Annotated in this window: 20 protein-coding genes, 1 tRNA gene and 1 other RNA gene; 18 read left to right on the top strand and 4 right to left on the bottom strand. The window is 41.1% G+C overall.

Features of this window, described 5'->3' with window-relative positions; all coding sequences use genetic code 11:
• Nucleotides 1–5 precede the first annotated feature (5 nt).
• The 11 genes from B3I52_RS06905 (at nucleotide 6) to B3I52_RS06855 (ending at nucleotide 8,294) form a co-directional block, all read left to right on the top strand.
• Nucleotides 6–635 (top strand): TerB family tellurite resistance protein, encoded by a 630-nt coding sequence (locus tag B3I52_RS06905; RefSeq protein WP_293299820.1) that lies wholly within the window; start codon nucleotides 6–8, stop codon nucleotides 633–635.
• 12 nt (nucleotides 636–647) lie between these two features.
• The gene (gene traJ / locus B3I52_RS06900) at nucleotides 648–1,829 is read left to right on the top strand and encodes a conjugative transposon protein TraJ (RefSeq protein ID WP_293299818.1); all 1,182 of its coding nucleotides are present in this window, start codon (nucleotides 648–650) and stop codon (nucleotides 1,827–1,829) included.
• Between the two features lie 18 nt (nucleotides 1,830–1,847).
• The gene (traK, locus tag B3I52_RS06895; RefSeq protein WP_293299816.1) at nucleotides 1,848–2,468 is read left to right on the top strand and encodes a conjugative transposon protein TraK; all 621 of its coding nucleotides are present in this window, start codon (nucleotides 1,848–1,850) and stop codon (nucleotides 2,466–2,468) included.
• Between the two features lie 274 nt (nucleotides 2,469–2,742).
• A complete protein-coding gene (gene traM, locus B3I52_RS06890; protein WP_293299814.1) occupies nucleotides 2,743–3,966 on the top strand; it encodes a conjugative transposon protein TraM in 1,224 nt (407 codons plus the stop codon).
• A 27-nt stretch (nucleotides 3,967–3,993) separates the two neighbouring features.
• Nucleotides 3,994–4,839, top strand: coding sequence for a conjugative transposon protein TraN (traN, locus tag B3I52_RS06885; RefSeq protein WP_293299812.1), 846 nt, complete (start codon nucleotides 3,994–3,996; stop codon nucleotides 4,837–4,839).
• Between the two features lie 39 nt (nucleotides 4,840–4,878).
• On the top strand, nucleotides 4,879–5,463 hold the full coding sequence (locus tag B3I52_RS06880) for an MT-A70 family methyltransferase (RefSeq protein ID WP_349678674.1): 585 nt from the start codon (nucleotides 4,879–4,881) through the stop codon (nucleotides 5,461–5,463).
• Nucleotides 5,464–5,475: 12 nt separating this feature from the next.
• Nucleotides 5,476–6,309, top strand: coding sequence for a hypothetical protein (locus B3I52_RS06875; RefSeq protein WP_293299809.1), 834 nt, complete (start codon nucleotides 5,476–5,478; stop codon nucleotides 6,307–6,309).
• Nucleotides 6,310–6,320: 11 nt separating this feature from the next.
• Nucleotides 6,321–7,400, top strand: a complete 1,080-nt coding sequence (locus B3I52_RS06870; protein ID WP_293299807.1) for a hypothetical protein — start codon at nucleotides 6,321–6,323, stop codon at nucleotides 7,398–7,400.
• Between the two features lie 24 nt (nucleotides 7,401–7,424).
• Nucleotides 7,425–7,715 (top strand): hypothetical protein, encoded by a 291-nt coding sequence (locus tag B3I52_RS06865; protein WP_293299805.1) that lies wholly within the window; start codon nucleotides 7,425–7,427, stop codon nucleotides 7,713–7,715.
• 8 nt (nucleotides 7,716–7,723) lie between these two features.
• Nucleotides 7,724–8,011: a helix-turn-helix domain-containing protein gene (locus B3I52_RS06860; RefSeq protein WP_293299803.1), complete on the top strand. Its 288-nt coding sequence runs from the start codon at nucleotides 7,724–7,726 to the stop codon at nucleotides 8,009–8,011.
• Entirely contained in the window at nucleotides 7,992–8,294 is a 303-nt protein-coding gene (locus tag B3I52_RS06855; RefSeq protein WP_293299802.1) for a hypothetical protein, read from the top strand. Before B3I52_RS06860 ends, B3I52_RS06855 begins: the two co-directional genes overlap by 20 nt.
• Before the next feature lie 30 nt (nucleotides 8,295–8,324).
• Here B3I52_RS06855 and B3I52_RS06850 read toward each other — a convergent pair whose 3' ends face one another.
• The 3 genes from B3I52_RS06850 to B3I52_RS06840 form a co-directional block, all read right to left on the bottom strand.
• Complete coding sequence (locus B3I52_RS06850; RefSeq protein WP_293299800.1) at nucleotides 8,325–9,548, bottom strand: site-specific integrase; 1,224 nt, start codon at nucleotides 9,546–9,548, stop codon at nucleotides 8,325–8,327.
• Nucleotides 9,549–9,951: 403 nt separating this feature from the next.
• Nucleotides 9,952–10,321: a transfer-messenger RNA gene (gene ssrA / locus B3I52_RS06845) on the bottom strand.
• Between the two features lie 244 nt (nucleotides 10,322–10,565).
• A tRNA-Ser gene (locus B3I52_RS06840) sits at nucleotides 10,566–10,653 on the bottom strand.
• A 232-nt stretch (nucleotides 10,654–10,885) separates the two neighbouring features.
• On the opposite strand from B3I52_RS06840, the gene B3I52_RS06835 reads away from it, so the two are divergent.
• A complete protein-coding gene (locus tag B3I52_RS06835; RefSeq protein ID WP_293299799.1) occupies nucleotides 10,886–13,810 on the top strand; it encodes a DEAD/DEAH box helicase in 2,925 nt (974 codons plus the stop codon).
• A 20-nt stretch (nucleotides 13,811–13,830) separates the two neighbouring features.
• Here B3I52_RS06835 and B3I52_RS06830 read toward each other — a convergent pair whose 3' ends face one another.
• On the bottom strand, nucleotides 13,831–14,232 hold the full coding sequence (locus tag B3I52_RS06830; protein WP_293299797.1) for an OsmC family protein: 402 nt from the start codon (nucleotides 14,230–14,232) through the stop codon (nucleotides 13,831–13,833).
• Nucleotides 14,233–14,267: 35 nt separating this feature from the next.
• Here B3I52_RS06830 and B3I52_RS06825 point away from each other — a divergent pair, with 35 nt between their 5' ends.
• The 6 genes from B3I52_RS06825 (at nucleotide 14,268) to kynU (ending at nucleotide 22,299) form a co-directional block, all read left to right on the top strand.
• Nucleotides 14,268–14,711 carry a PaaI family thioesterase gene (locus tag B3I52_RS06825; RefSeq protein ID WP_293299796.1) on the top strand — a complete coding sequence of 148 codons (444 nt, stop codon included), beginning with the start codon at nucleotides 14,268–14,270 and terminating at the stop codon, nucleotides 14,709–14,711.
• 114 nt (nucleotides 14,712–14,825) lie between these two features.
• Entirely contained in the window at nucleotides 14,826–18,005 is a 3,180-nt protein-coding gene (locus tag B3I52_RS06820; RefSeq protein WP_293299794.1) for a SusC/RagA family TonB-linked outer membrane protein, read from the top strand.
• Nucleotides 18,006–18,025: 20 nt separating this feature from the next.
• Nucleotides 18,026–19,510: a RagB/SusD family nutrient uptake outer membrane protein gene (locus tag B3I52_RS06815; protein WP_293299792.1), complete on the top strand. Its 1,485-nt coding sequence runs from the start codon at nucleotides 18,026–18,028 to the stop codon at nucleotides 19,508–19,510.
• 125 nt (nucleotides 19,511–19,635) lie between these two features.
• A complete protein-coding gene (locus B3I52_RS06810; RefSeq protein WP_293299790.1) occupies nucleotides 19,636–19,758 on the top strand; it encodes a hypothetical protein in 123 nt (40 codons plus the stop codon).
• A 230-nt stretch (nucleotides 19,759–19,988) separates the two neighbouring features.
• Nucleotides 19,989–20,930 (top strand): 3'-5' exonuclease, encoded by a 942-nt coding sequence (locus B3I52_RS06805; RefSeq protein WP_293299788.1) that lies wholly within the window; start codon nucleotides 19,989–19,991, stop codon nucleotides 20,928–20,930.
• An 82-nt stretch (nucleotides 20,931–21,012) separates the two neighbouring features.
• Nucleotides 21,013–22,299 carry a kynureninase gene (kynU, locus tag B3I52_RS06800; RefSeq protein WP_293299786.1) on the top strand — a complete coding sequence of 429 codons (1,287 nt, stop codon included), beginning with the start codon at nucleotides 21,013–21,015 and terminating at the stop codon, nucleotides 22,297–22,299.
• Nucleotides 22,300–22,352: the final 53 nt, after the last annotated feature.

The following is a 22,352-nucleotide window of genomic DNA, read 5'->3' as shown; positions in this document are numbered from 1 at the left end:
TAGTGATGAAAAGGATAGTCGTAATGATAATGGGCATGTTCCTATGCTATGGAACGTCACAGGCCCAGAGCCAGGAGGTGCAGCAACTGATCCTCAATGTAGAGAAGCTGTCCCAACTTAAGCAAGTGCTCAGTGACATGAAGCGCGGATACCAGGTGGTGAGCTCAGGCTATGGGAGTATAAACGATATTTCACAGGGAAATTTCAGCCTCCACCAGGCTTTTATGGACGGACTCATGCAGGTAAGCCCGGCAGTCAGACGTTACCGTAAAGTGGCAGATATTGTCAATTACCAGTTGATACTGGTCAGGGAATACAAAAGGGCGTACGAAGGTTTTCGACAGGTCAACGTATTCAGGCCATCGGAACTGCAATACCTGGGCGGGGTCTATAATAACCTGCTCAAAAGAAGCCTGAATAATATGGAAGAGCTGACCAACGTGGTCACTGCCGGAAAGCTCAGGATGTCGGATGATGAGCGTATCAGGGCCATCGACAGGTTGTACCTGGACATGCGGGACAAGCTACAGTTCCTGCGCAGTTTCAACAACAGTACCTCAGTCCTGGCATCACAAAGGCGGCATGAACAGGTGCAGGGCGGGCAGCTCAAAACTATCTACGGGATCAGGGACTAAAAAAACAACAATATGAAAAGAGTGGTAACTGCCATCGTAATGATGGCAACAGGGATGTTTTGTCCCATTATCGTCCATGCACAGGACGGGATAGCCGGCAGCATCAGTGGCCTCAACGGCGTACTGGACCAGCTATATGACGAGATGATACCCATGTGCGGGCAGCTCATAGGGGTGGCGCAGGGGATAGCGGGATTTGGTGCCTTATGGTACATTGCCTATCGTGTTTGGCGCCATATAGCCAATGCCGAACCAATTGATCTCTATCCATTGCTCACGCCATTTGCCATGGGAATCTGCATTGCGGCATTTCCGGCTGTGCTGGGAATAATCAACGGTGTGATGAAACCCACGGTAACTGCAACGGCCTCTATGGTCCAGGGTTCGAATAAGGCCATCGAAACACTGCTTAAACATAAGGAAGAGGCATTAAAGAACAGCAAGTACTGGAAGATCTATGTGGGAGAGGATGGTAACGGGGACCGGGATGAGTGGTATCGCTATACTTATGAAGAGAACCCCTCGGATGAATCCCTGTTGGGAACGCCTGCCAACGACCTCAGGTTCGCATTGGATAAGATGGCCTACCGGATGAGAAACTCCGTGAAGCAATACCTGAGCGAACTGCTACAGATCATCTTTGAGGCGGCGGCCCTCTGCATCAATACGCTCAGGACCTTCCAACTGGTGGTGCTGGCCATACTCGGCCCATTGGTCTTCGGGATAGCGGTATTTGACGGGTTCCAGCATTCGCTGACTTCATGGATCGCCAGGTACCTCAATGTATTCCTATGGCTGCCGGTCGCCAATATCTTCGGGGCCATCATCGGAAAGGTACAGGAGAAAATGATCACCCTGGATATCGGCCAGATCGAAGAGCAGGGCAAGACCGTGTTCAGTGCCAGCGATACCGGGTATCTCATCTTTATGCTGATCGGTATCGTCGGTTATTTTACCGTACCATCGGTAGCCAATTTTATAGTCAATGCAGGTTTTGGTGGTGCGATGCAGCAAAAGGTCACCTCTATGTTCTCCGCAACCACCCATGCTGCCCAGAGCGCAGGAATGGCTACGGGGGGCAGGGCAATGGAAACGACCGGAAACATCCTTGCCGCTCCCAAACATTTTATGGATGGCTATAGCGGTACACCCGACAACAGCCACCAGGGAAAGAAGATCAGCGGTAATACCTAACACAAAAACCAATAGCATATGTTCCAGAAAATGAAAAATATTGATACTGCATTCAGGCATGTACGCGGCTTCTCGATGCTGATCATCACCTGCTGTTTCCTGCTCAGCGCATTTGCCATCTATACCAGTTATACCATGGTCACCGAAGCACAGGACAGGATCTACCTGCTGGTCAACGGAAAGGCCTTGGAAGCAATATCGGCGGGCAGAAAGGACAATATCCCGGTGGAGGCCCGTGACCATATCACGACCTTTCACCAGTTCTTCTTTACCCTTGATCCGGACGATAAGGTCATACAGGCCAACCTGACCAGGGCACTATACCTGGCCGATGGCTCAGCAAAGCGGGAGTATGATAACCTGAAGGAGAACGGCTACTATTCGGGCATCATAGCGGGCAATATCAGCCAGCAGATCACCGTGGACAGTATCCAACTGAATATGGACAGCCATCCCTACCGGTTCAGGTGCTTTGCCACACAGAACCTGGTCAGGGCCACCAGTACGGTTTACCGCTTGTTGGTCACAGAAGGGCGGCTCAGAAATGTTTCCAAGAGTGATAACAACCCACATGGATTCCTGATCGAAAGATGGGCAACGGTGGAAAACAGGGATATCAAAATTCAAAACAGGCAGTGATGAAAACAAAGATCAAAGAAACAGTTGAGCTAAGGCTATCGAAGCTATGCGAGAGGTTGAACAGGTATGCGAACAGGCTTTGCAGATGGCAAAAGATCCTGGTGCTCCTGTTGTTCGTCGGGATGGGCAGCGCCTTCTTCATCCACAGGATGATCAGAAGCCCGGGCAAGAAAGGTATGGAATGGTCGGAGATTTCTGTACCCAGACTACCGACCGATAGTGTCAAGGTAAATAAGTAAAACAAAGCAATTAGGTTTCAATTAAAACAGGAAAAATGAAAGAAGAGAAGAGTATCAGGGGGGAAAGGCAGAAAAAATTTTTGCTTGTATTGCCGCTCATCACATTGCCATTTTTGACGATGATATTCTGGGCGCTCGGAGGTGGTCAAAAGGGAATGGCCAGTGAAACTGCAACAGGAAAAGGGATCAACCTGGAACTGCCCAACGCCAGCTTCCAGAAGGAAAAATCATTGGACAAGATGGCCTACTATGACGATGCCAATGCAGATTCAGCTAAAATCAGAGACCAAATGAAGACCGATCCCTATTACCAGCAGCCGATGGGGGAGGCGCAGTTCCAGACCGGCATTGGCGGTCTTGGCTATGTTAATGCGAACAGTATGGGCTATGCTAATCCCAATGAGGAGAAGGTATATCAAAAGTTGAGAGAACTGGACATGGCCATGAACAGCAATGCCCAACAGTCAGGCGGTTATAATAAGGCTACTCCTGCAACCAACAAGGGGGAGATAGAAAGGCTGGAAAAAATGATAGCCGCAATGGGCAAAACGGAGGCCGATCCCGAAATGCAGCAGATCAATGGCATGTTGGAGAGCATTCTCGACCTGCAACATCCGGAGCGCGTACAGGAAAAACTCCGCCAGCATTCGGAAAGCAAAAAGGGACAGGTCTTTGCCATTAAAAAGGGCAGGCCGAAAGATCCACTTACCACACTGGAATCAAAGGTAGGTACTGAAAAAAGCGGCAATAGTTTTTTTTCGCTTGATGAAAACAATGAAACTGAAGAACAAAACTCTGTGACTGCGGTCATCCACGGGGACCAGACCGTTGTCTCGGGAGCGACCGTTAAGCTGAGGCTGACCGATGACGTGTATATCAACGGTGTATTGATACCAAGCGGCCAGTTCGTATTTGGCGTGGCCAACCTTGCCGGTGAAAGGCTGGGCATCAAGGTGGATGGTATTCGCTTCGGCAATTCCCTTTTCCCCGTTTCCCTTTCAGTATATGATATAGATGGCCTGGACGGTATCTATATACCCGGCGCGATCAGCAGGGATGTGGCCAAGTCATCGGCCGACAGGTCGATACAGAATATTGGGATGGCCACCTTAGATCCCTCTTTCGGGGCACAGGCTGCCGGGGCTGGCATTGAGGCCGCCAAATCGCTATTCTCCAAAAAGGTCAAGCTGGTCAGGGTCAATATCAAGGCAGGCTACCAGGTGCTGTTGAAGGATGAAAAGCAAAAACTACAGAACTAATTTTTAAACCATAAAAATTCCAAGTGTATGAAAAGGAAAGTGAAAATGATGTTAGGGATTTTGGTGATGCTGCTACAGGCATTTACCGTATTCGGACAATCCGGGACAAGTGTAGACAACTCGGTTATCCAGCCGGTAAGACTGGCGGTCACCTACAGTAAGACCACCAATATTGTATTCCCCTATGCGATCAGGAGTGTGGACAGGGGCAGCCAGGACATACTGGTGCAGAAAGCTATCGGCGTAGAGAATATACTCCAGGTGAAGGCAGCGGTCATTGGCTTTAAGGAAACCAACCTGACGGTGGTCACTGCTGACGGAAGCCTGTATTCCTACCTGTTAAGCTATACGGATAAACCAACAGCGCTGACCATTAGGGTAACTGCAAAAAAATATGCGCCTGAGCAATTGGCCGTATTCTCCAGGGATGCAACTACGGGAGAGGTGGAAACGAATGCCGGTAAGGTTTTCGATAGAAAGCCCACTGTAAAAAGGCTAACGGAAAGCCAACATGATATCGGCCTGCAGGTGACCGGGGTATTTGTATTTGAACAGTATCTCTACCTGCAATTAAAGCTGGAGAACAATTCGCCGATAAATTATGATATCAACCTGCTGAGGCTATTTGTACGCGATAAAAAGCGTTCAAAGCGAACTGCCAGCCAGGAGATCGAGATCACGCCGGCCTATGTACAGGGCAATGCCGATAACATCCGAAACAACTCGGCGCAGACCGTTGTACTGGCCATTCGGAAACTTACCATTCCCGATAAGAAGGTGCTTATCATCCAATTGATGGAAGCAAATGGCGGCAGGCACCTGGAACTGTTACTGAAGAACAAACATATCCTGAAAGCAAAAGCTGTACGCTAATAACGATTACCGGAAAAATGATGTGGTGTGGGAAAGGAGTTGAGGAAGTATGACATCGTGTACGCAGACCCTCCGTGGAACTACAGGGTTTGGAGCGATAAAGGAAAAGGGCGCAGCCCTGACAACCATTACCAAACACAAGGCTTGGATTACCTCAAGAGTATGGACGTAGGCGCTATCAGCAGCACGAATAGTGTACTGCTGTTATGGGCAACCTTCCCATGCCTGCAACAGGCTTTTGAACTGGCGCAAAGCTGGGGATTTACCTATAAGACGGTGGCTTTTACCTGGATCAAGCAGAACAGGAACAATGACAACCTGTTCTGCGGAATGGGTTACTATACCAGGGCGAATGCGGAGATCGTGCTGCTCTTTACCAAGGGAAAACCCCTGAAAAGGCTATCCAAAGGTGTAAGGCAGGTATTGGTCAGCAGAAAGGGCAGGCATTCGGAAAAGCCGGATGAGATCAGGAAGCGCATAGTGACATTGTTCGGTGACCTGCCAAGGGTGGAACTGTTTGCCAGGCAGGTGGATGGGGACAAGGGAAGCAGTTTGCAGGGATGGGACGTATTCGGGAACGAGGTGGAAAACTCAATAGAGATACCAATTACAGTTAAGATCTAAAATTTAATAGTTATGAAAAAGGACAATTTGGAATACCTGAAGGAACAGATCAAGTTCGCAGGTTTTGGGGATGCAATGGATGTGAAATTGCAGGAGATGCTAGAAAAGGGGCAGCCCGAATTTACCCTGGCTCATGAGCATAGCTTTGGCAGGGACAAGGTGGAGGCTCAGCTCCACTTTAACAAGAGTGACCAGGGCAACTACTTTTTCAATAAGTATGAGCTGATGCTGAATAAGGAGAATGGGGAAGCGGTAAAGCAGGTCTTCCACCAGAACCCTCCGAAAGAAGGCTTGGTAAGGACAGCGGATGATCCGGAAGGCACCAAACAATGGATCAATACCAATATCTCCCTTAAAGAGGCATTTAACCTTTTGGCAGGCAGGGCGATCAATAAGGACCTGGTGAACAGGCAAGGGGAAGCCTACAATAGCTGGGTGCAGCTCAACTTTAAGGAAACCGAAGCCAGCGGCAACTTTAAAAAGGAATACTTCAGTGAAAAGTACGGCTATGATATGGAAGCAGCCCTGAAGGTTCATCCCATCAAGGAATTGGGCAATGATGAGGACAGGAATAAGCTGATCGAATCGCTACACAAGGGCAACAGGCAGCAGGTGACTTTTACCATCGGCGACAAGGAAGAGAAAAGGTTCCTGCAGGCCAATCCTAAGTACAAGACCATCGATGTCTATGATGGGAATACCCGTGTCAGACATTCACAGGGAAAGGAGGCCAAGGAAGGACAGGAGCAGGGCAAATCGATGAAGGCATCAAATGCCGGGGAAGATGGCGAAGGTGGTCCCAAAGTTCAAAAGCCAAAGCGTAAAAAAACACAGGGTATATCCTAATACTTGAGACTATGATATCAGCATTCAGCAGGTTAAGGGCAGAACTGGATAGCTGGCATAAAAGGGAAGAGCGGTTTGAGAAGCTCTTCCCCAATATGCTCCAGGAGAACCGGCCATTCCAGGAAGAGAAGTGGAGGTATGCTTCCAGCGTCATACATCGATATAAAGATGTACGGGATGATGATGTGGCAGTATTGTTAAGATTGGTCAGACAGCAGAATGCAGAACTGGAAAAGAAACTCTTTCCGGGATTTTGGAACAGGCTGTTCAACAGGATGGTCAACCACTACCGAATGTCAAGGAGCCTTGGAGGTATCCAAAATCCAGCGGTACACGATCCTTTACGTGCGCTTAAAGCTGCATTGGTAAAGAGCGGGTTTGAAAGTGTGATCAAAAAACTGGAAGAGCAGGTCCAGTCGGATAAGAAAGAGCTGGTACTACAAGCTTCCAGGAACTTCAGTGCGGAGGATAGGATGGATTACAGGTTAGAAATAGCACAGGATAACGCAGGGACATATTTTCTAAAAGGTCTGCATGCAGAACTGAATGGAGCGGAGAAAACAACGTCCGCCTACTTTTCAACGGAGGATTTTACGGAGCTGTCGTCATCACAAGCCTATAATTTTCTGAATGGCAGGCCGATTGTTTCGACCTATGAAAATGAACAGGGCGAAAGGCAGATGGTCTGGAAACAGCTTGATCTGCTTCAATCCCAGGCAGAAGGGAAAATGCAGGTCAATGAATTTCACCCAACCTATGGGTTTGATATTACAAAGGAATTGGACCGTATTGAAAAAAACTGTGGCCATTCAATACCGAGACAGGAAGTCCTGAAGTCAATGGAAGAGGGCAGGCGAATGGCAATCGAGCTTTCACTGAATGGCAATAAGGTCCAATGTTATTTACAAGCAAATCCGGCAGAGAAAAGGATCGATATCTATGATGCCAGTCAGCAAAAGATTGATATTGACAAGCAGGAGGCTATTACTGTTGGGCGGGTGATCGCCATCAATTCCAAACAGGATAAGATTGCAGCCCCGGTAAATAGGCAGAAAATTGTGCACAGGAACAGGAGAAAGCTGGGCATTTGAAGGTGCAGATATTGATTTAGGATAATGGAACTGGCCAGGATGATCAACACATTTATCAAAAATGCCGAAAAGGATCCAAGATTGTCTCCTTCGCATATCAGTGTATTTATTGCATTGATTTTTCAATGGGAGAGGATCGGACAGGTAAAAAGGTTCAGGGTATTTAGTTACGAGGTGATGCCTATGGCAAAAGTCTCCAGCCGTAGCACTTATTTTAAATGTGTGGGCGATCTGAACGATGCCGGATATCTAAGATACCAGCCCTCGAAATATAAGCATGAGGCGAGTAGTATAGAGTTTATTGGTTTAGAATAATTGAATTTATGGGTATGGAAATAGTGACGAAGGAAGATCTACAGATATTAAGGTTCCAGCTTCTGGACGATCTCAAAATACTGCTTGGTGCGGTTGGGACCAAGGAAGATAAACCGGAATGGATCAAGAGCGGGGAGGTAAGGCAACTTCTCAAAGTTTCACCGGGCAGCCTTCAAAACCTGAGGGTGAGCGGAAAGCTTAACCCGGTAAAGATACAGGGCACCTGGTATTATCGTTTATCAGAGGTTGAAGGATTATTTAAAACGGGGGAAGAGAATGGAAGGTTCAGAATTTAGAAATTTGAAGGTTATTTTGAATCGTTACGCTGCTGATCCGAGGCTTAACGTCTGGCATTTGGGCATACTGATGGCCATCGTACAACTGATGAAAACGGTGGAGTTTAATATTCCCATCAGTGTTTCACGGAAAAAGATCATGGAGCTTTCCAGAATAGGGAACTATGTGACCTACCATAAATACCTTTCGCAACTCAGCGATTTTGGTTACATACTTTATAATCCTTCCTATCATCCGGGTCTGGGAAGCCAGATAATACTTACGATTGAGACAGGAAAATGAAAGCCAACTAATAGTAGTTGGCTTTCATTTTTATCCTATGTGACCAAGCCGCTTTCTTAGGGCTTTCATGTCCTGGCTGATCTTAGTGTCCAGTATTTTTGCATAGTGTTGTGTTTGTTTTATAGAGCTATGTCCCAACATCCTGGATACAGTTTCAATTGGAACGCCATTGCTTAATGTAACCGTTGTTGCAAAAGTGTGCCTTGCGATGTGAAACGTAAGGGTTTTTGTAATACCACAAATGTCTGCGATCTCTTTAAGATAGGCATTTAATTTTTGGTTCGATGGTACAGGCAGCACAGCACCTGTTTCGATGCAATACGGATGGTCGCGATATTTGTTTACAATTTCCAGTGCTGTCGGTAATAGGGGTAACCTTGTTGCAGTATCCGTTTTTTGCCTTGTGGTAATGATCCATTTTTGTTTGTCAATCCCTGTGATGATTTGGTCGATCCTTAACTGTTTAAGATCAATGTAAGCCAAGCCTGTATAGCAACTGAATAGGAACATGTCAGCAATTTGGCCAATTCTATCTATGGCAAATTTCTTATTCTTAATCCGATTTATTTCCTGTTGCGTTAAGGCTGTTCTGATCACCTCTCTTTTTGTAGTCTTAAATCCAAGAAATGGGTCTCTTAAAATCCATCCCTTTTTTAATGCCTCAAGGACAATCTTTTTAAAATTGGAGATATATTTCATGGCAGTATTGTGCGCACAATTTCTGATACCCTTTAACCAAAATTCGTAGTTGGATATAAACTCATAATCTAAGTCCTTGATATTTATATCGTCACAGCAATATTTCCATTCGATAAACTTCTGCAGGTGTTCACAGGCTGTAGTGTACCTGATAAACGTGCCGGGAGCATATTCTGTACCCACCAATAGTTCCATTTTGGAATTATGGTCCTTAAAAGCCTGGATGATCAATCTGCCTTTTTCCTCTGTACCGTTTAAATAATCTACGAGGAACTGGGCGGTAACCTGTTTTGAGTTTTCGATCAGTTTACGTTTAGCTTCGTTGATCTTTAGTGCGAGGGCATCAAGATAGCTGTTTAATGCTTTTGCATCCTCTTTTGTACCAATAGCCCTACCAGTTGCCTGGTTCCATTTCGTTTGGTCCCATTTGCGTTTGGTCGATAGCTCTTTGGCTTTTCCATCGACCGTAATTCTCAGGTATACAAACCTGAGGTCCTCATTTTGATTCTTTGGTTGTTTTAAAAAGAATAACAACCCATAGCTTTTCTCCAACATAACACATCAATTAATAGGTTAAACAAAGTTGGAAATGCTAAAGCTCTTTTACAAGATGTAAACCTGCTGTACTGGTTGATTTACAATTACTTGTGATGTTAATCGTGCGTCTTTTTTTTCAAAGCAAAAGACGCACGATTTACGCTAATAGATTTTGATTGTTATTGAAGATTTTGGGTAATTCTGCTGAATGCAAAATGCCTGCAAATCTAGTATTTGCAGGCATTTAAAGCTTTTGGTTGAACCATTTGGCGGAGAGACAGGGACTTGAACTTAATTTCAAAACCCTTCTCCAGTGCGGTTTTTAGATCATTGAAACCGAAAGTGCCACGAATGACGCACGATTTCTAGATCTTTCCTTGTTAGTCTTTCAAGCAGAAGCCCCGAGGTTGGTCGAGGCTTCTTGTGGAGCTGAAGGGAGTCGAACCCTTGTCCAGTTGTGTGATAAATTATGCTTTCTACGTGCTTATTTTCCAATTGTTTTTCGAGATGCGTCTGGCTGGAAACCGACCTTAACAACATCCTTAGATACTTTATTTCGCAATTGTATCGTACCTCTACAAAAGCTAGCACGGTTATTTCGATGCCTCTGATGCTAACCTAACTATGCGGCAGTTAGCGAGACAAAAGCTTGCGTAATTCTAAATTAGGCAGCTAAGGCGTAGTTATTTTCGCCAATTATTGTTTTGAACGTTCTCTTTAAAGTGCTCACCGTACAACGCACTGCATGCTTACATACTCAGCGCCACCCTGTCAAATCCAAGAACAGCCCCAATTATTTAAATAAGAAAGTTAAAAATTAAGGACAAGCCTTTAATTTTTGTGTTTTCATTCCTTATTCTTGGTAACAAAGGTACAAATAAAATGCCAAATCTTAGCTATATACCAATATTGCGTATCGCATTTGCACTTATATTAAAGGAAATTAAACGGTTATTTTTGAAAGAAAATTAAGAATCACTTCTCCCCACATTGGTCTTGTAACCAAAAAAGCCCCTGCTGGGGCTTTAATTATGATGGCGGAGAGCGAGGGATTCGAACCCCCGGACCTGTTACAGTCAACAGTTTTCAAGACTGCCGCATTCGACCACTCTGCCAGCTCTCCGCCGCAAAAGTACAAAAACGGGGCAATTCTGCAAACTTTCATTAAAAAAATGTTGTACAAAATTTAGTTACCTATATATTAGGTATTGAGCAATAGTCGTTTATGCTTTAAATAAGTTAGAATAATCAGTAATTTATAAAACTAAATACTGATAAAAACGGGATAAATTTTATCCCTACAGCAAATAATGAGCAAATCAAATGTTTATCTTTAGCATTTTATTATTGCCAAAATGCAAGAAACTGGAGATGAAATACCAACGAAGCTTAATTACGACCAATTGTTGCCTATTATTAACAATAGTAAGACAAGCAGGCTGGCATACGTAAGTTCGCCAGTTAACTTGGTGCTCATATTTAGTAGGCATAGGCATTATCGGCATTTGGTTATAGAATTGGTTGATGCAGCCCAAACCAAACAGGGTAAGCTTAAAAATCCCTTTAAAACGGTTAATCCCTTAGATTTACTGTGGCAAACAGAAGACCAACAGGAATTAAAGTTTTTTGCCGCAGTAAGCAAGTTCAAAAATCATTACCAAGAAAATGAAAGTAGTTCGGATTTGAGTGCTTTAAAAGCCATTGTAAACAATCCACTAAAGCTGCCGGTATATCAACACGATGAAAAAATAGCCACTACGGTAAATGCCAGTTCAGTGCACAAAGTGGATTTAACAATGCTAAAATCAGATTTTGAACTACACGTAGATGAAAGAGGCGACGATTTTGCACTGGAAGGCACCTTGCATCTTGGTGTGAAATCATTTGCTCTAGCAGGTGTTGAACTAAAATATCAGTACTTTATACAAATACAACAACAATTATATCTCATTAAGGACCCATTTTTTCTTTCCTTGATCCATTTTTTTAAACAACATCGAAACCTGTTAGTAGTAGATCGGTTGGTTTATGCAGATTTCCAAGAAAACATCCTCCAAGCTTTAGAAGAAAAAATAAAAATCAATTATTCATATCTCAAACCCGCTACCCAAAAACAAATAATAGAACAGGGCTTCGATTTAGACAACGAAAAAATTATTTATTTAACCGAATCCGAAGATTTTGTACTGCTTACTCCTGTAATGCGTTATGCAGCCTTCGAAATTCCAATTATTTCTAAAAAGCAACTTAGGGCGAAAGATAAGAAGGGGCAATTGTTTACCGTACAACGAGATGAAACCACCGAACTACAGTTTATAACTGATATTTCTAAAATGCACCCTTATTTTGAAGAACAGGCAACTCAGTTTTCTGAACAGCGTCAGGCCGATTGCTTTTATCTTCATCGTAAACATTTTCTGTCGCCCGACTGGTTTTTAGATGCCTTTGACGCTTGGCGAAGTAAGGGAATAGCAATTTTAGGTTTCAATAGCCTAAAAGAAAATAAACTAAGTGCATATAAAGCAAATATCTCTATCAACGTAATAAGTGGTATAGATTGGTTTGAAACCGCAATTAAAGTGCAGTTTAATAAACAAACGGTTTCATTAAAACATTTGCATAAATCTATCAGAAATAAGAACAAATTTGTGCAGTTAGACGATGGTACATTGGGTATTTTGCCAGATGAATGGTTGAGCAGATTTGAAGGTTATTTTGGTGCTGGCGAAGTGATTGAGAATACTTTACGCACACCAAATATTAATTATTCGGCGGTAGAAGAACTTTATGAAGAAGCTGTTTTAAGTATCGAAACAAAAGAGCGCTTGGCACTTTACCGTTCTAAACTGGAAACTTTTAACGGTATAACCGAAGTGCCTGTACCAGCTATGCTTAATGCAACTTTGCGGGGTTATCAAAAAGAAGGCCTTAATTGGTTAAATTTCTTAGATAGCTTTAATTTTGGTGGTTGTTTGGCCGATGACATGGGCTTGGGCAAGACCATTCAAATTATTGCCTTTATCCTTTCGCAAAATGACAAAGTAGATCAAAATACTAATCTTATTGTAGTTCCTGCATCCTTGGTGTTTAATTGGCAACAAGAAATAAACAAATTTGCCCCAAGCTTAAGAGTTACCACTATTTATGGTACCAATAGGGTAAAACAGCTTCAACAATTTAATCGTTATCAAGTAGTACTTACTTCTTATGGTACATTACTGGCCGATATAGCTTGGTTAAAAGAATACCGTTTCAATTATATTTTCTTAGACGAATCCCAAACCATAAAAAATCCAGATTCACAACGCTATAAAGCGGCACGTTTATTACAATCTAGAAACAAAATTGTATTATCGGGTACGCCGATAGAAAACAATACATTTGATCTGTACGGACAACTTTCTTTCGCTTGCCCGGGTTTATTGGGTAGCAGAGCTCATTTTAAGCAGCAATATTCGGTGCCAATAGATCAGTTTAAAGATTCTAGCAAAGCAGTTGAATTGCAAAGGCGTATTAAGCCATTTATATTACGCAGAACAAAAGCACAGGTAGCCGAAGAGCTGCCAGATAAAACTGAAATGGTGATTTACTGCGAAATGGACAGTAAGCAACGGGAAATATACGAAAGCTGCCGCAACGAAATTAGAGATTACCTCATGAACCGTTCGGAAGACGAACTAAATAAGAGTAGTATGCACGTATTACAGGGCATTACTAAACTTAGACAAGTCTGTAACTCGCCAGCATTGCTTGGCAAAGAAAAGTTCTATGGCAATTCATCTGCCAAAATGGATGTTTTATTAGAGCAGATAGAAAGTAGATCGCCCTACCATAAAATATTGGTGTTTTCGCAATTTGTAGAGATGCTTAATTTGGTAAAAACAGAGTTAGAAACAAGAGATATTAAGTTCTCTTACCTCAGTGGACAAACAAAAAACCGCGAAAAAGAGGTCAATGATTTTCAGCAAAATGACAAGATCAGGGTATTCCTCATTAGCTTAAAAGCAGGAGGGCAGGGACTAAACCTTACTGCAGCAGATTATGTTTACCTTATAGACCCTTGGTGGAACCCCGCCGTAGAAAACCAAGCAATTGATAGGACTTACCGTATTGGACAGCATAAAAATGTAATGGCGGTACGGCTAATATGTCCGGATACGATAGAGGAAAAAATTATGCTCATGCAGCAGAAAAAGAGAGATTTAGTTACCGATTTAATTAAAACCGACAGCTCCGTTTTTAAATCACTTTCTAAACAAGATTTACTCGACTTGATTTAATCATTATATTCTCTAAATAATTAATTATTAACGATGGTAATAGGGTTGCTTAGTATTTTATGAATTGGGCATTTATCGGCAATAATCATCAATCGTTTGCGCTGTTCATCATCCAAATCGCCTTTAAGGGTTATTTTTCTTTCAATAATAGTGCCTTTGTCCATTTCATTTTCTGCACATATTGCCAAGTTTACTACAATTCCTTCTAAAGGCATTTGTTTACGGTCGGCATACATTCTTATGGTTATTGCGGTGCAACTGCCTAGGCTTGCTAATAACAAAGCTCCAGGAGGCATACCTTCGTTTGTACCACCAAGTTCTTCAGGTTCATCGGCGTAAATAAAATGTCCATCAGCATATATTTTAGTTTTATACTTGTTATCGTTTAACTCAACAACTGCGGTAAGCTGCTTTTTTCCCATTTCTCTGTCTTTTTGTTTTTCTGTAAATTTATATAATGGAACAACAAAACAACACAAACAATAGACTTAAAGTTTTTCAATCCTTTGTAGGCAAGGAAGTGCAAAATTCGCCATCTAACTTTATGAACTGGTTAAAGCCAACGGTTATTAGCGCCGAAAAAGGGGCCTTACATTGTAGTTATGTAGTACGTAGGGAAATGACCAATCCTCATGGAATTTTGCATGGTGGTATTACTGCTGGCATTATAGACGATTTAATTGGGGCTACTGTTTATACACTTGGATTGCACAACAATTACACCACAGTTAATAATAGTATAGATTATTTTGCACCTGCTAAAGAAGGAGATGTAATTACCGCAAAAACAAGCATTGTAAAGCAAGGCAGAGCTATTATAAATGTACAATGTGAAGTCTTTTTAGAGTCGAAAAATCGATTAATAGCCAAAGGATATTCGAATATGTTGAATGTGGGCTAATTGCAATAAAATTTAATTAAAAATAATAAATTTTAATAAAAAATGTGGTTTTGTAATAAAGTTTGCATGAAAGTGCGTAAATTCATCCAACAATCAACTAATTAATTAACAACTATGAACAGAAAATTTACACTAATTATGTTAGGGTTCTTGTTGTTGGCTATGGTTACTTACGCCCAAAAATCAATTAAGGGCAAGGTAACAGATGCAGCCAATGGCACAGGTATTCCTGGCGCAGGCGTGTCGGTTAAAGGACAAACGGGCAACGCTGTGGTAACCAATTCAGATGGTAGCTTTACTATTAATGTACCCTCCAATAATTCAGTATTGGTATTTACGTACATTGGTTACTCAAGTAAAGAAGTAATGGTGGGTGGCCAAAGTACTATTAATGCAAGCTTATCTTCTAGCAACCAACAGTTAGACGAGGTAATGGTAGTAGCTTATGGTACTGCTAAAAGAAGCACTTATACAGGTGCGGCAGCTACCATAAATACTGAAAAAACAAAGGAAATGCCTGTAACTACTTTCCAAAACGCATTAGTGGGTAGGGTTTCGGGTGTACAAGTTACCAATGCTTCCGGACAAGCAGGTGCTACACCAAGTATTCGCGTAAGGGGTACGGGTTCTATTAATGCTTCTAACGAACCTCTTTATGTTATTGATGGCGTGCCTGTTATTTCTGGTAATGCCGGACAGATGAGCGATTATACTCTGGCAACTGTGAATGTAATGAACACTATCAATCCAGCGGATATTGAAACTATTACTATCCTAAAAGATGCGGCAGCGTCATCGTTATATGGTTCTAGGGCAGCCAATGGCGTAATTTTAATTACTACAAAGAAAGGGAAAGCTGGTGAACCTAAAATTGAGTTTAGAACATCGTTAGGTTTAACACCTTCTTGGGCAACAGATAATTATGAACCTGCAGGTGTACAAGAACAGGTGGATATGCTGTATCGTATATTTCATGATTATAGAACTTCAAATGGTTATACAGAAACTGTAGCAAATACTTATGCACTTACACAGCTAAATAATAAATTCAATAGACATGGTTATAAGTTCTCAACTGATGGTACAGGATTGGCAGAACAAGTACTTATCAAAGGAATGACAGATGGACTTGAGAATAGGGAGGGAAGGTATTTTGATTGGAATGATGCACTTTTTAGAACGGCCCAATATCAAACCAATGATTTGGCTGTGAGTGGTGGTACAGAAACGACAAAATTTTACTCTTCATTCTCTTATACCAAAGATCAAGGGAGAGTAAATATTAATGATTTTGATAGGTTTTCTGGCCGTATTAATTTGAGTCAAAAAATAGGTAAGTTTTTAGAAGCTGGTACCAATGTGAGTTTTACGCGTTCTTCACAAACTGGATTTAATGACACTAGGAATACTGGCGCTAATTATTTTATGCAAACACGTAATTTACTTTGGCCTTTATATTGGCCTACAGATTATAAAACAGGTCAACCATTTACAGCAAGGTATGGTAGTTTGGCACAAAATAATGTTTATTATGATCAACAATGGGACAATCAGACCATTACTAAAAGAATTATAGCTAACCAGTATTTACAGGCTAATATTTTAGATGGTTTAGCATTAAAAACAGTTTTATCTTATGATAATTCCCAAATAACAGACCATGTTTATTACAGTGCATTACATTATAATGGACAAGTTAATAGTGGTAGTGTTAATGAAATGATGACAAACTATAATAAGTTAGTATCTTCAAATACTGCTAATTATTCAAAACAGTTCGGCTTGAATGGCTTAAGCTTTCTGGTTGGTTTTGAAACGGAGAAAAACCTTACAGATTATCAACGTGCTACCGGTGTTGATTTAGGCAATAGCGAGTTGCAAAGTGTATCTACAGCCGGTACTGTTTCGTCAAACGCCTACAATTGGGGAAATTCAATGGTATCTATGCTATCAAGGCTAGAGTATAACCATAATCAACGCTACTTCTTTTCGGCATCAGTTAGAAGGGATGGTTCTTCTAAATTAAGCCCATCAACTAGATGGGGAACATTCTGGTCTGTAGCTGGATCTTGGAAAATTAATGACGAAAACTTTATGAAAGACTTAACAGTAGTGGATAATCTTCGCTTACGTGCTTCTTATGGTACAAATGGCACCTTGCCTGGTTCTGATTTTGGTTGGAGAGAATTAACCTCATACGCCATAAAATATTTTGGTCAGCCAGCAGGCTTACTTTCTACCTTATCTAATCCAGGTTTAAATTGGGAGTCTAGTTATTCTGCCAATATAGCTTTGGAGTTTGGTTTGTTTAAACGCTTCACAGGTACTGTAGAGTTCTTTAATAGAGATACAAAAAATTTATTGCTCGGGGTGCCAATTTCTATGACTACAGGTTTTGGTAGTACGCTAAGAAACATTGGAGAAGTTAATAACAGAGGTATTGAACTAGAACTTAATGCTAATATTTTAAACAAGAATGGCTTTAAATGGGATGCAGGGATAAACGCCTCTTTTATTAAATCGAAGGTAATGAAGTTATATGTACCAGAAGGTGCAACAAAAAGTAACGATATTATTTGGAATGACCCAACAGGTGGTGATGCCAGAGCTCAATTCCTATATCAAGAAGGTAAATCTATGTTAAGCTTTTATGGCTTTGAATGGGGAGGGGTACAGCAAACCACAGGTAAGAATATTTATTACAAAAATGGAGCAGATGCAGATGCAAAGGATTTTATGCATAATGGTCGTTTAGCAACCAACGATTTTAATAAAGCAAATAGGGTAATTATAGGCGATGGCACACCAGATGCTTATGGAGGTTTTAATACTGATTTAAGTTATAAAGGTCTCTCGTTAGGATTGGTATTTAATTACAAAATAGGTGGTGATATTTACGATGGCGCTTATAAGGATGTTGCGGATGACGGTTACTATTGGGAACGTATTAGGGCACAAAGTGTTTACGATAACATGTGGACCCCAGAAAACACCTCAGGCACCTTACCTAAATTAGATGGAAATGACCTAACAGATCCAATGCAACACAGTAGCAGACAACTACATAATGCTAGCTTTTTAAGGTTAAAAAATGTGTTATTAGCGTATAATTTGCCTAAAAAAATAGTTGCTAAAATTGGGGCTGCTAATGCTAGGGTATATTTTAACGGTACCAACCTTTTAACGTTTTCTAAATATAAGGAAGCAGATCCAGAAGTAGGTAATTACAGCACAAGAGGTTGGGAAACTCCGTTTGGAAAAACTTATACCTTTGGGTTAGATTTTAGTTTTTAATCTTAAAAGTTGAGTAAAAAATGAAAAATATAAAATTAATATTAGCAACTGTATTATTGTTAAGTACAGTTGCTTGTAAGAAATTCTTGGATGTAACACCAAGTAATTCGGCAGATGCAAATAAAGCGGTACAAACCCCTAGAGATGCCCAAATCATTATAAATGGTATTATGAACCAAATGACTGATGCAAGTTATTACGGAAGAAATTTTATCATGTACGCTGATGCAAAAGGAGGTGATATGGCTGTCTTCTCGATGGGAAGGGGGCTAGATGCCTTGTACACTTTTAACCATTCAGTAAATAATAATAACTATTCAGGGTTTTGGTCGCAGATTTATTTCTGTATTCTTGAAACTAATTATTTATTAGAACAAATTGCCAAACTGGAAGCAGCTGGCGCTACTGGTTTTAATATAAGCAAGGGACAAGCTTTAACCGCAAGAGCTTTGATGTATTTCGACTTAGTAAGATTGTATGGAAAACCTTACACCCAAGACAAAACCTCTTATGGAGTTCCAATTGTACTTACGCGTTTAGGTTTCGATGCTAAACCACTTCGTGCTTCGGTAGATGATGTTTATAAACAAATTGTTAAAGATTTAACAGATGCTGCACCACTATTACCTAAAACGAGGTCTGATGGTTACATTAATTATTATGCTAATAAAGCAATAGCGGCTAGAGTATATTTAAATATGGATGATAAACCGGCTGCTTTAACTGCGGCAAAAGAAGTAATTGCTGCAACTGGTATTTATTCGCTTTATACCAACGCTAATTGGGTAAATTCTTGGAGTTCTCAGTTTGGGAGCGAATCTATTTTTGAGTTAAAGGTCAATCCTCTTGAAAATGATCTAGGAACAGGCTCTTTGGGTGTTTATCAACGTAATAAAGGAGTTGGTACTACTTCTGCATTAGGATTCTTCTATGCAAGTACAGGCTTTTTAAGCACATTAAATGCTGGTGGTAATACGGATATAAGAAGAGGTATTATGGCTAGAGATGAAACTTCGGCTTCTCGATTAGGTTCTTGCTACAAATATTCGGGTGGTATTCCTGATGGTAACTCAAGCAGCTCGAAAATGCCAGGAGATAAAAGCACCAATAACAACACAGCTGTAAATATTAAGGTAATCCGTTTATCAGAAATGTACTTAATAGCAGCTGAAGCGGCATTACCAACCGATGCACTTGCTGCTGTTGGCTATCTAAATGCTATTAGGGGCAGAAACCCTAGCTTATTGCCAGCAACTGTTGCCACAATTAATGCAGATATGATTTTAGAAGAACGTAGCAAAGAATTATATGGTGAGGGACACCGCTTTTTTGATATGATGAGACTAAATAAATCTATTACTTACAACGATGAATTTGGAGGCTTAACTGTTTCTCAAAGAACAAAGACTATTGATAGAACATTTTATAAAACAATATTGCCAATATCTCAAGGTGAGATTAACGCTAATCCTGGTATCAAAGCACAACAGAACCCCCAATATTAATATTTTGCTTTAAAACTAAAAACCGCATCATTTCTGATGCGGTTTTTTTATGGAAAGAATAAATCATTACCTCCCACTCAATTTTTAGAACTACCATATCAACAAGCTTTTTTTATCTTTGCGGTATGGCAGAAGAAAAAGAAGACTATTCGTTTTGGACCAGGTATAAGCAGTTTGCTGGCACCGAAATTATCATGTACCTGTTAATGATTATAGGCATTGGCTTAGGGATTATTTTTTTAAGCTAAATACCAAGCTGGTCTCTTCTAAACTTTTATCGATGTACTCATGATAATATTTCACCAATACACAAGAAGTTGCTACATCATAACTGAAATACGGTAGTATTTTTATTTAAGCGTATAAAATGCGCTATGTTTTTAGCAAATTTGAACTTTATGCATTGGTACAAAATAGCATTAATAGATAATGATAACAAGCTAATTAGACGAATGCAAAACTAAATCAGAAAAAATAGATGAAACTAAATCTAAAACGCCCGTTGGCATTTTTTGACCTGGAAGCTACAGGTGTAAATGTAGGTGCAGATAGAATTGTTGAAATTGCCATATTGAAGGCAATGCCCGATGGTTCGGAGCAAATTTTAACGAAGCGCATTAATCCAGAGATCCCTATTCCATTGGTTACATCATTAATTCATGGTATTTACGACGAAGATATTAAAGATGCACCCAAATTTGGCGATGTGGCGCAAGAAATAGCAGACTTTATTGGCGATGCCGATTTAGCGGGCTATAATTCTAATAAGTTTGATATTCCGATGCTTTTAGAAGAATTTTTAAGGGTGGGAGTTGATTTGGATATGAGCGATAGAAAGTTTGTAGATGTACAAAATATCTTTCACCAAATGGAGCAACGTACGCTAAAGGCTGCTTATAAGTTTTATTGTGCCAAAGATTTAGTGAATGCCCACTCGGCAGAGGCTGATATTAGGGCAACTTACGAGGTATTGCTGGCACAGCTAGAAAAATATCAGGACACTGAATTTGAAGATAAACAAGGAAAAATAACTGTTCCGGTAAAAAACGATGTAGAGGCGCTTTATAATTTTACTAACATGAACAAGTCGGTAGATTATGCCGGACGGATGGTTTACAACGATAAAGGGGAAGAGTGTATTAACTTTGGTAAGCATAAAGGGAAAAGTGTAGAAAGTGTTTTTGATACAGAACCAAGCTATTATGCATGGATGATGCAGGGCGATTTCCCTTTGTTTACAAAAAAGAAATTAGAAGAGATATGGAAACGTTGGAGCAATAAAAAAGAAGCGCAAAAACAGGCACGTACGCAACAAGTACCAGCACAAAAAAGTAATCCACACCCTCTTAAAAAAGCAGAACCGGCCAAACCTGTTACCAATGACATGCTAGACCAGCTAAAAATGAAATTTGGAAAATAAATAGGGGCATAGGCTTAGGGAATATTTTTATGGCTATACCTTACGTAACTACTACTCGCACTAACTTATACCTCAACTAAAAATGACCTTCGAAAACAATTTAACCTTTGCCCAAACTATGGATCGGCAAGATCCGTTGAGGGCAATGAGAGATCAATATTTATTTCCGCAACAAAATGGTAAACCTTTTATCTATTTGTGTGGCAATTCTTTAGGGCTTCAACCTAAAGTAGCTAAAGAGGTTTTAGGTAAACAGTTAGACAATTGGCAAAATTTAGCGGTAGAGGGCTGGTTTGAGGGCAATGAGCCTTGGATGTTTTACCATAAAGAATTAAAAAGGTTAATGGCACCAATAGTAGGTGCTACCGAGCAGGAGGTTTGCCCCATGAACACCCTTACGGTAAACTTACATCTGTTAATGGTTAGTTTTTATAGGCCAAATAGCAAACGTTTCAAGATTATGATGGAAGCGGGCGCTTTTCCATCCGATCAGTATGCCATAGAAAGTCAAGTGCGGTTTCATGGTCTCGACCCAAAGGAGGCTATTATTGAAGTTGCCCCTGAAAAAGGGAAATATACTTTAACAACGGAGGCTATTATTTCGGCAATTGAAGAAAATGCCAATGAAATAGCTTTGGTACTTTTTGGTGGCATTAACTACTTTACCGGGCAGTTGTTTGATATGGAAGCCATTACCAAGGCGGGGCATAACGCTGGGGCAAAAGTAGGTTTCGATTTGGCGCACGCTGCCGGAAACGTGCCTTTACAACTGCATCATTGGGGTGTTGACTTTGCTTGTTGGTGTTCGTACAAATATCAAAATGCTGGCCCGGGTGGTATTAGCGGTATTTTTGTGCACGAGAAACATTTTACCGATCAAAGTTTACATCGCTTTGCGGGCTGGTGGGGCTACCAAGAAAACAACCGCTTTTTAATGGAAAAAGGCTTTGTGCCCGAAACTGGGGCCGATGGCTGGCAGGTAAGCTGTACGCAGGTAATGCCTATGGCTTTATATCATGCTTCGTTGCAATTGTTCGAAAAAGTTGGTTTTATGCAGCCTTTACGAGAAAAGAGCAAGGTGCTCACCTCGTATCTTTGCTATATTATTACTCAGGTTAACCAAGCTTTAGGTTTTGAGCAGTTTAAAATTATTACGCCACAAAACGTTGACGAAAGAGGTGCGCAGGTATCTATCATTGCCAAAAGCGATGGCAAAAAGATATTCGACCATTTGGTAAAAAACAATGTACTGGGCGATTGGCGAGAGCCCAACGTAATTAGGCTAAGTGCCGTACCAATGTACAATAGCTTTGAAGATGTTTTTAGAACCGGAGAGCTACTTTTGGCCGTAAGCAAATCTATCCGCTAATGATCAATTACAACCCTAAAGACTGGATTAGTTTTATTATCTAGTTAAAGGTT

It is taken from the genome of Pedobacter sp. UBA4863 (assembly GCF_002399615.1).
Classification (GTDB): domain Bacteria; phylum Bacteroidota; class Bacteroidia; order Sphingobacteriales; family Sphingobacteriaceae; genus Pedobacter.
The sequence above is the reverse complement of the archived record's forward strand: the minus strand, read 5'-3'. Positions and strand labels throughout refer to the sequence as shown.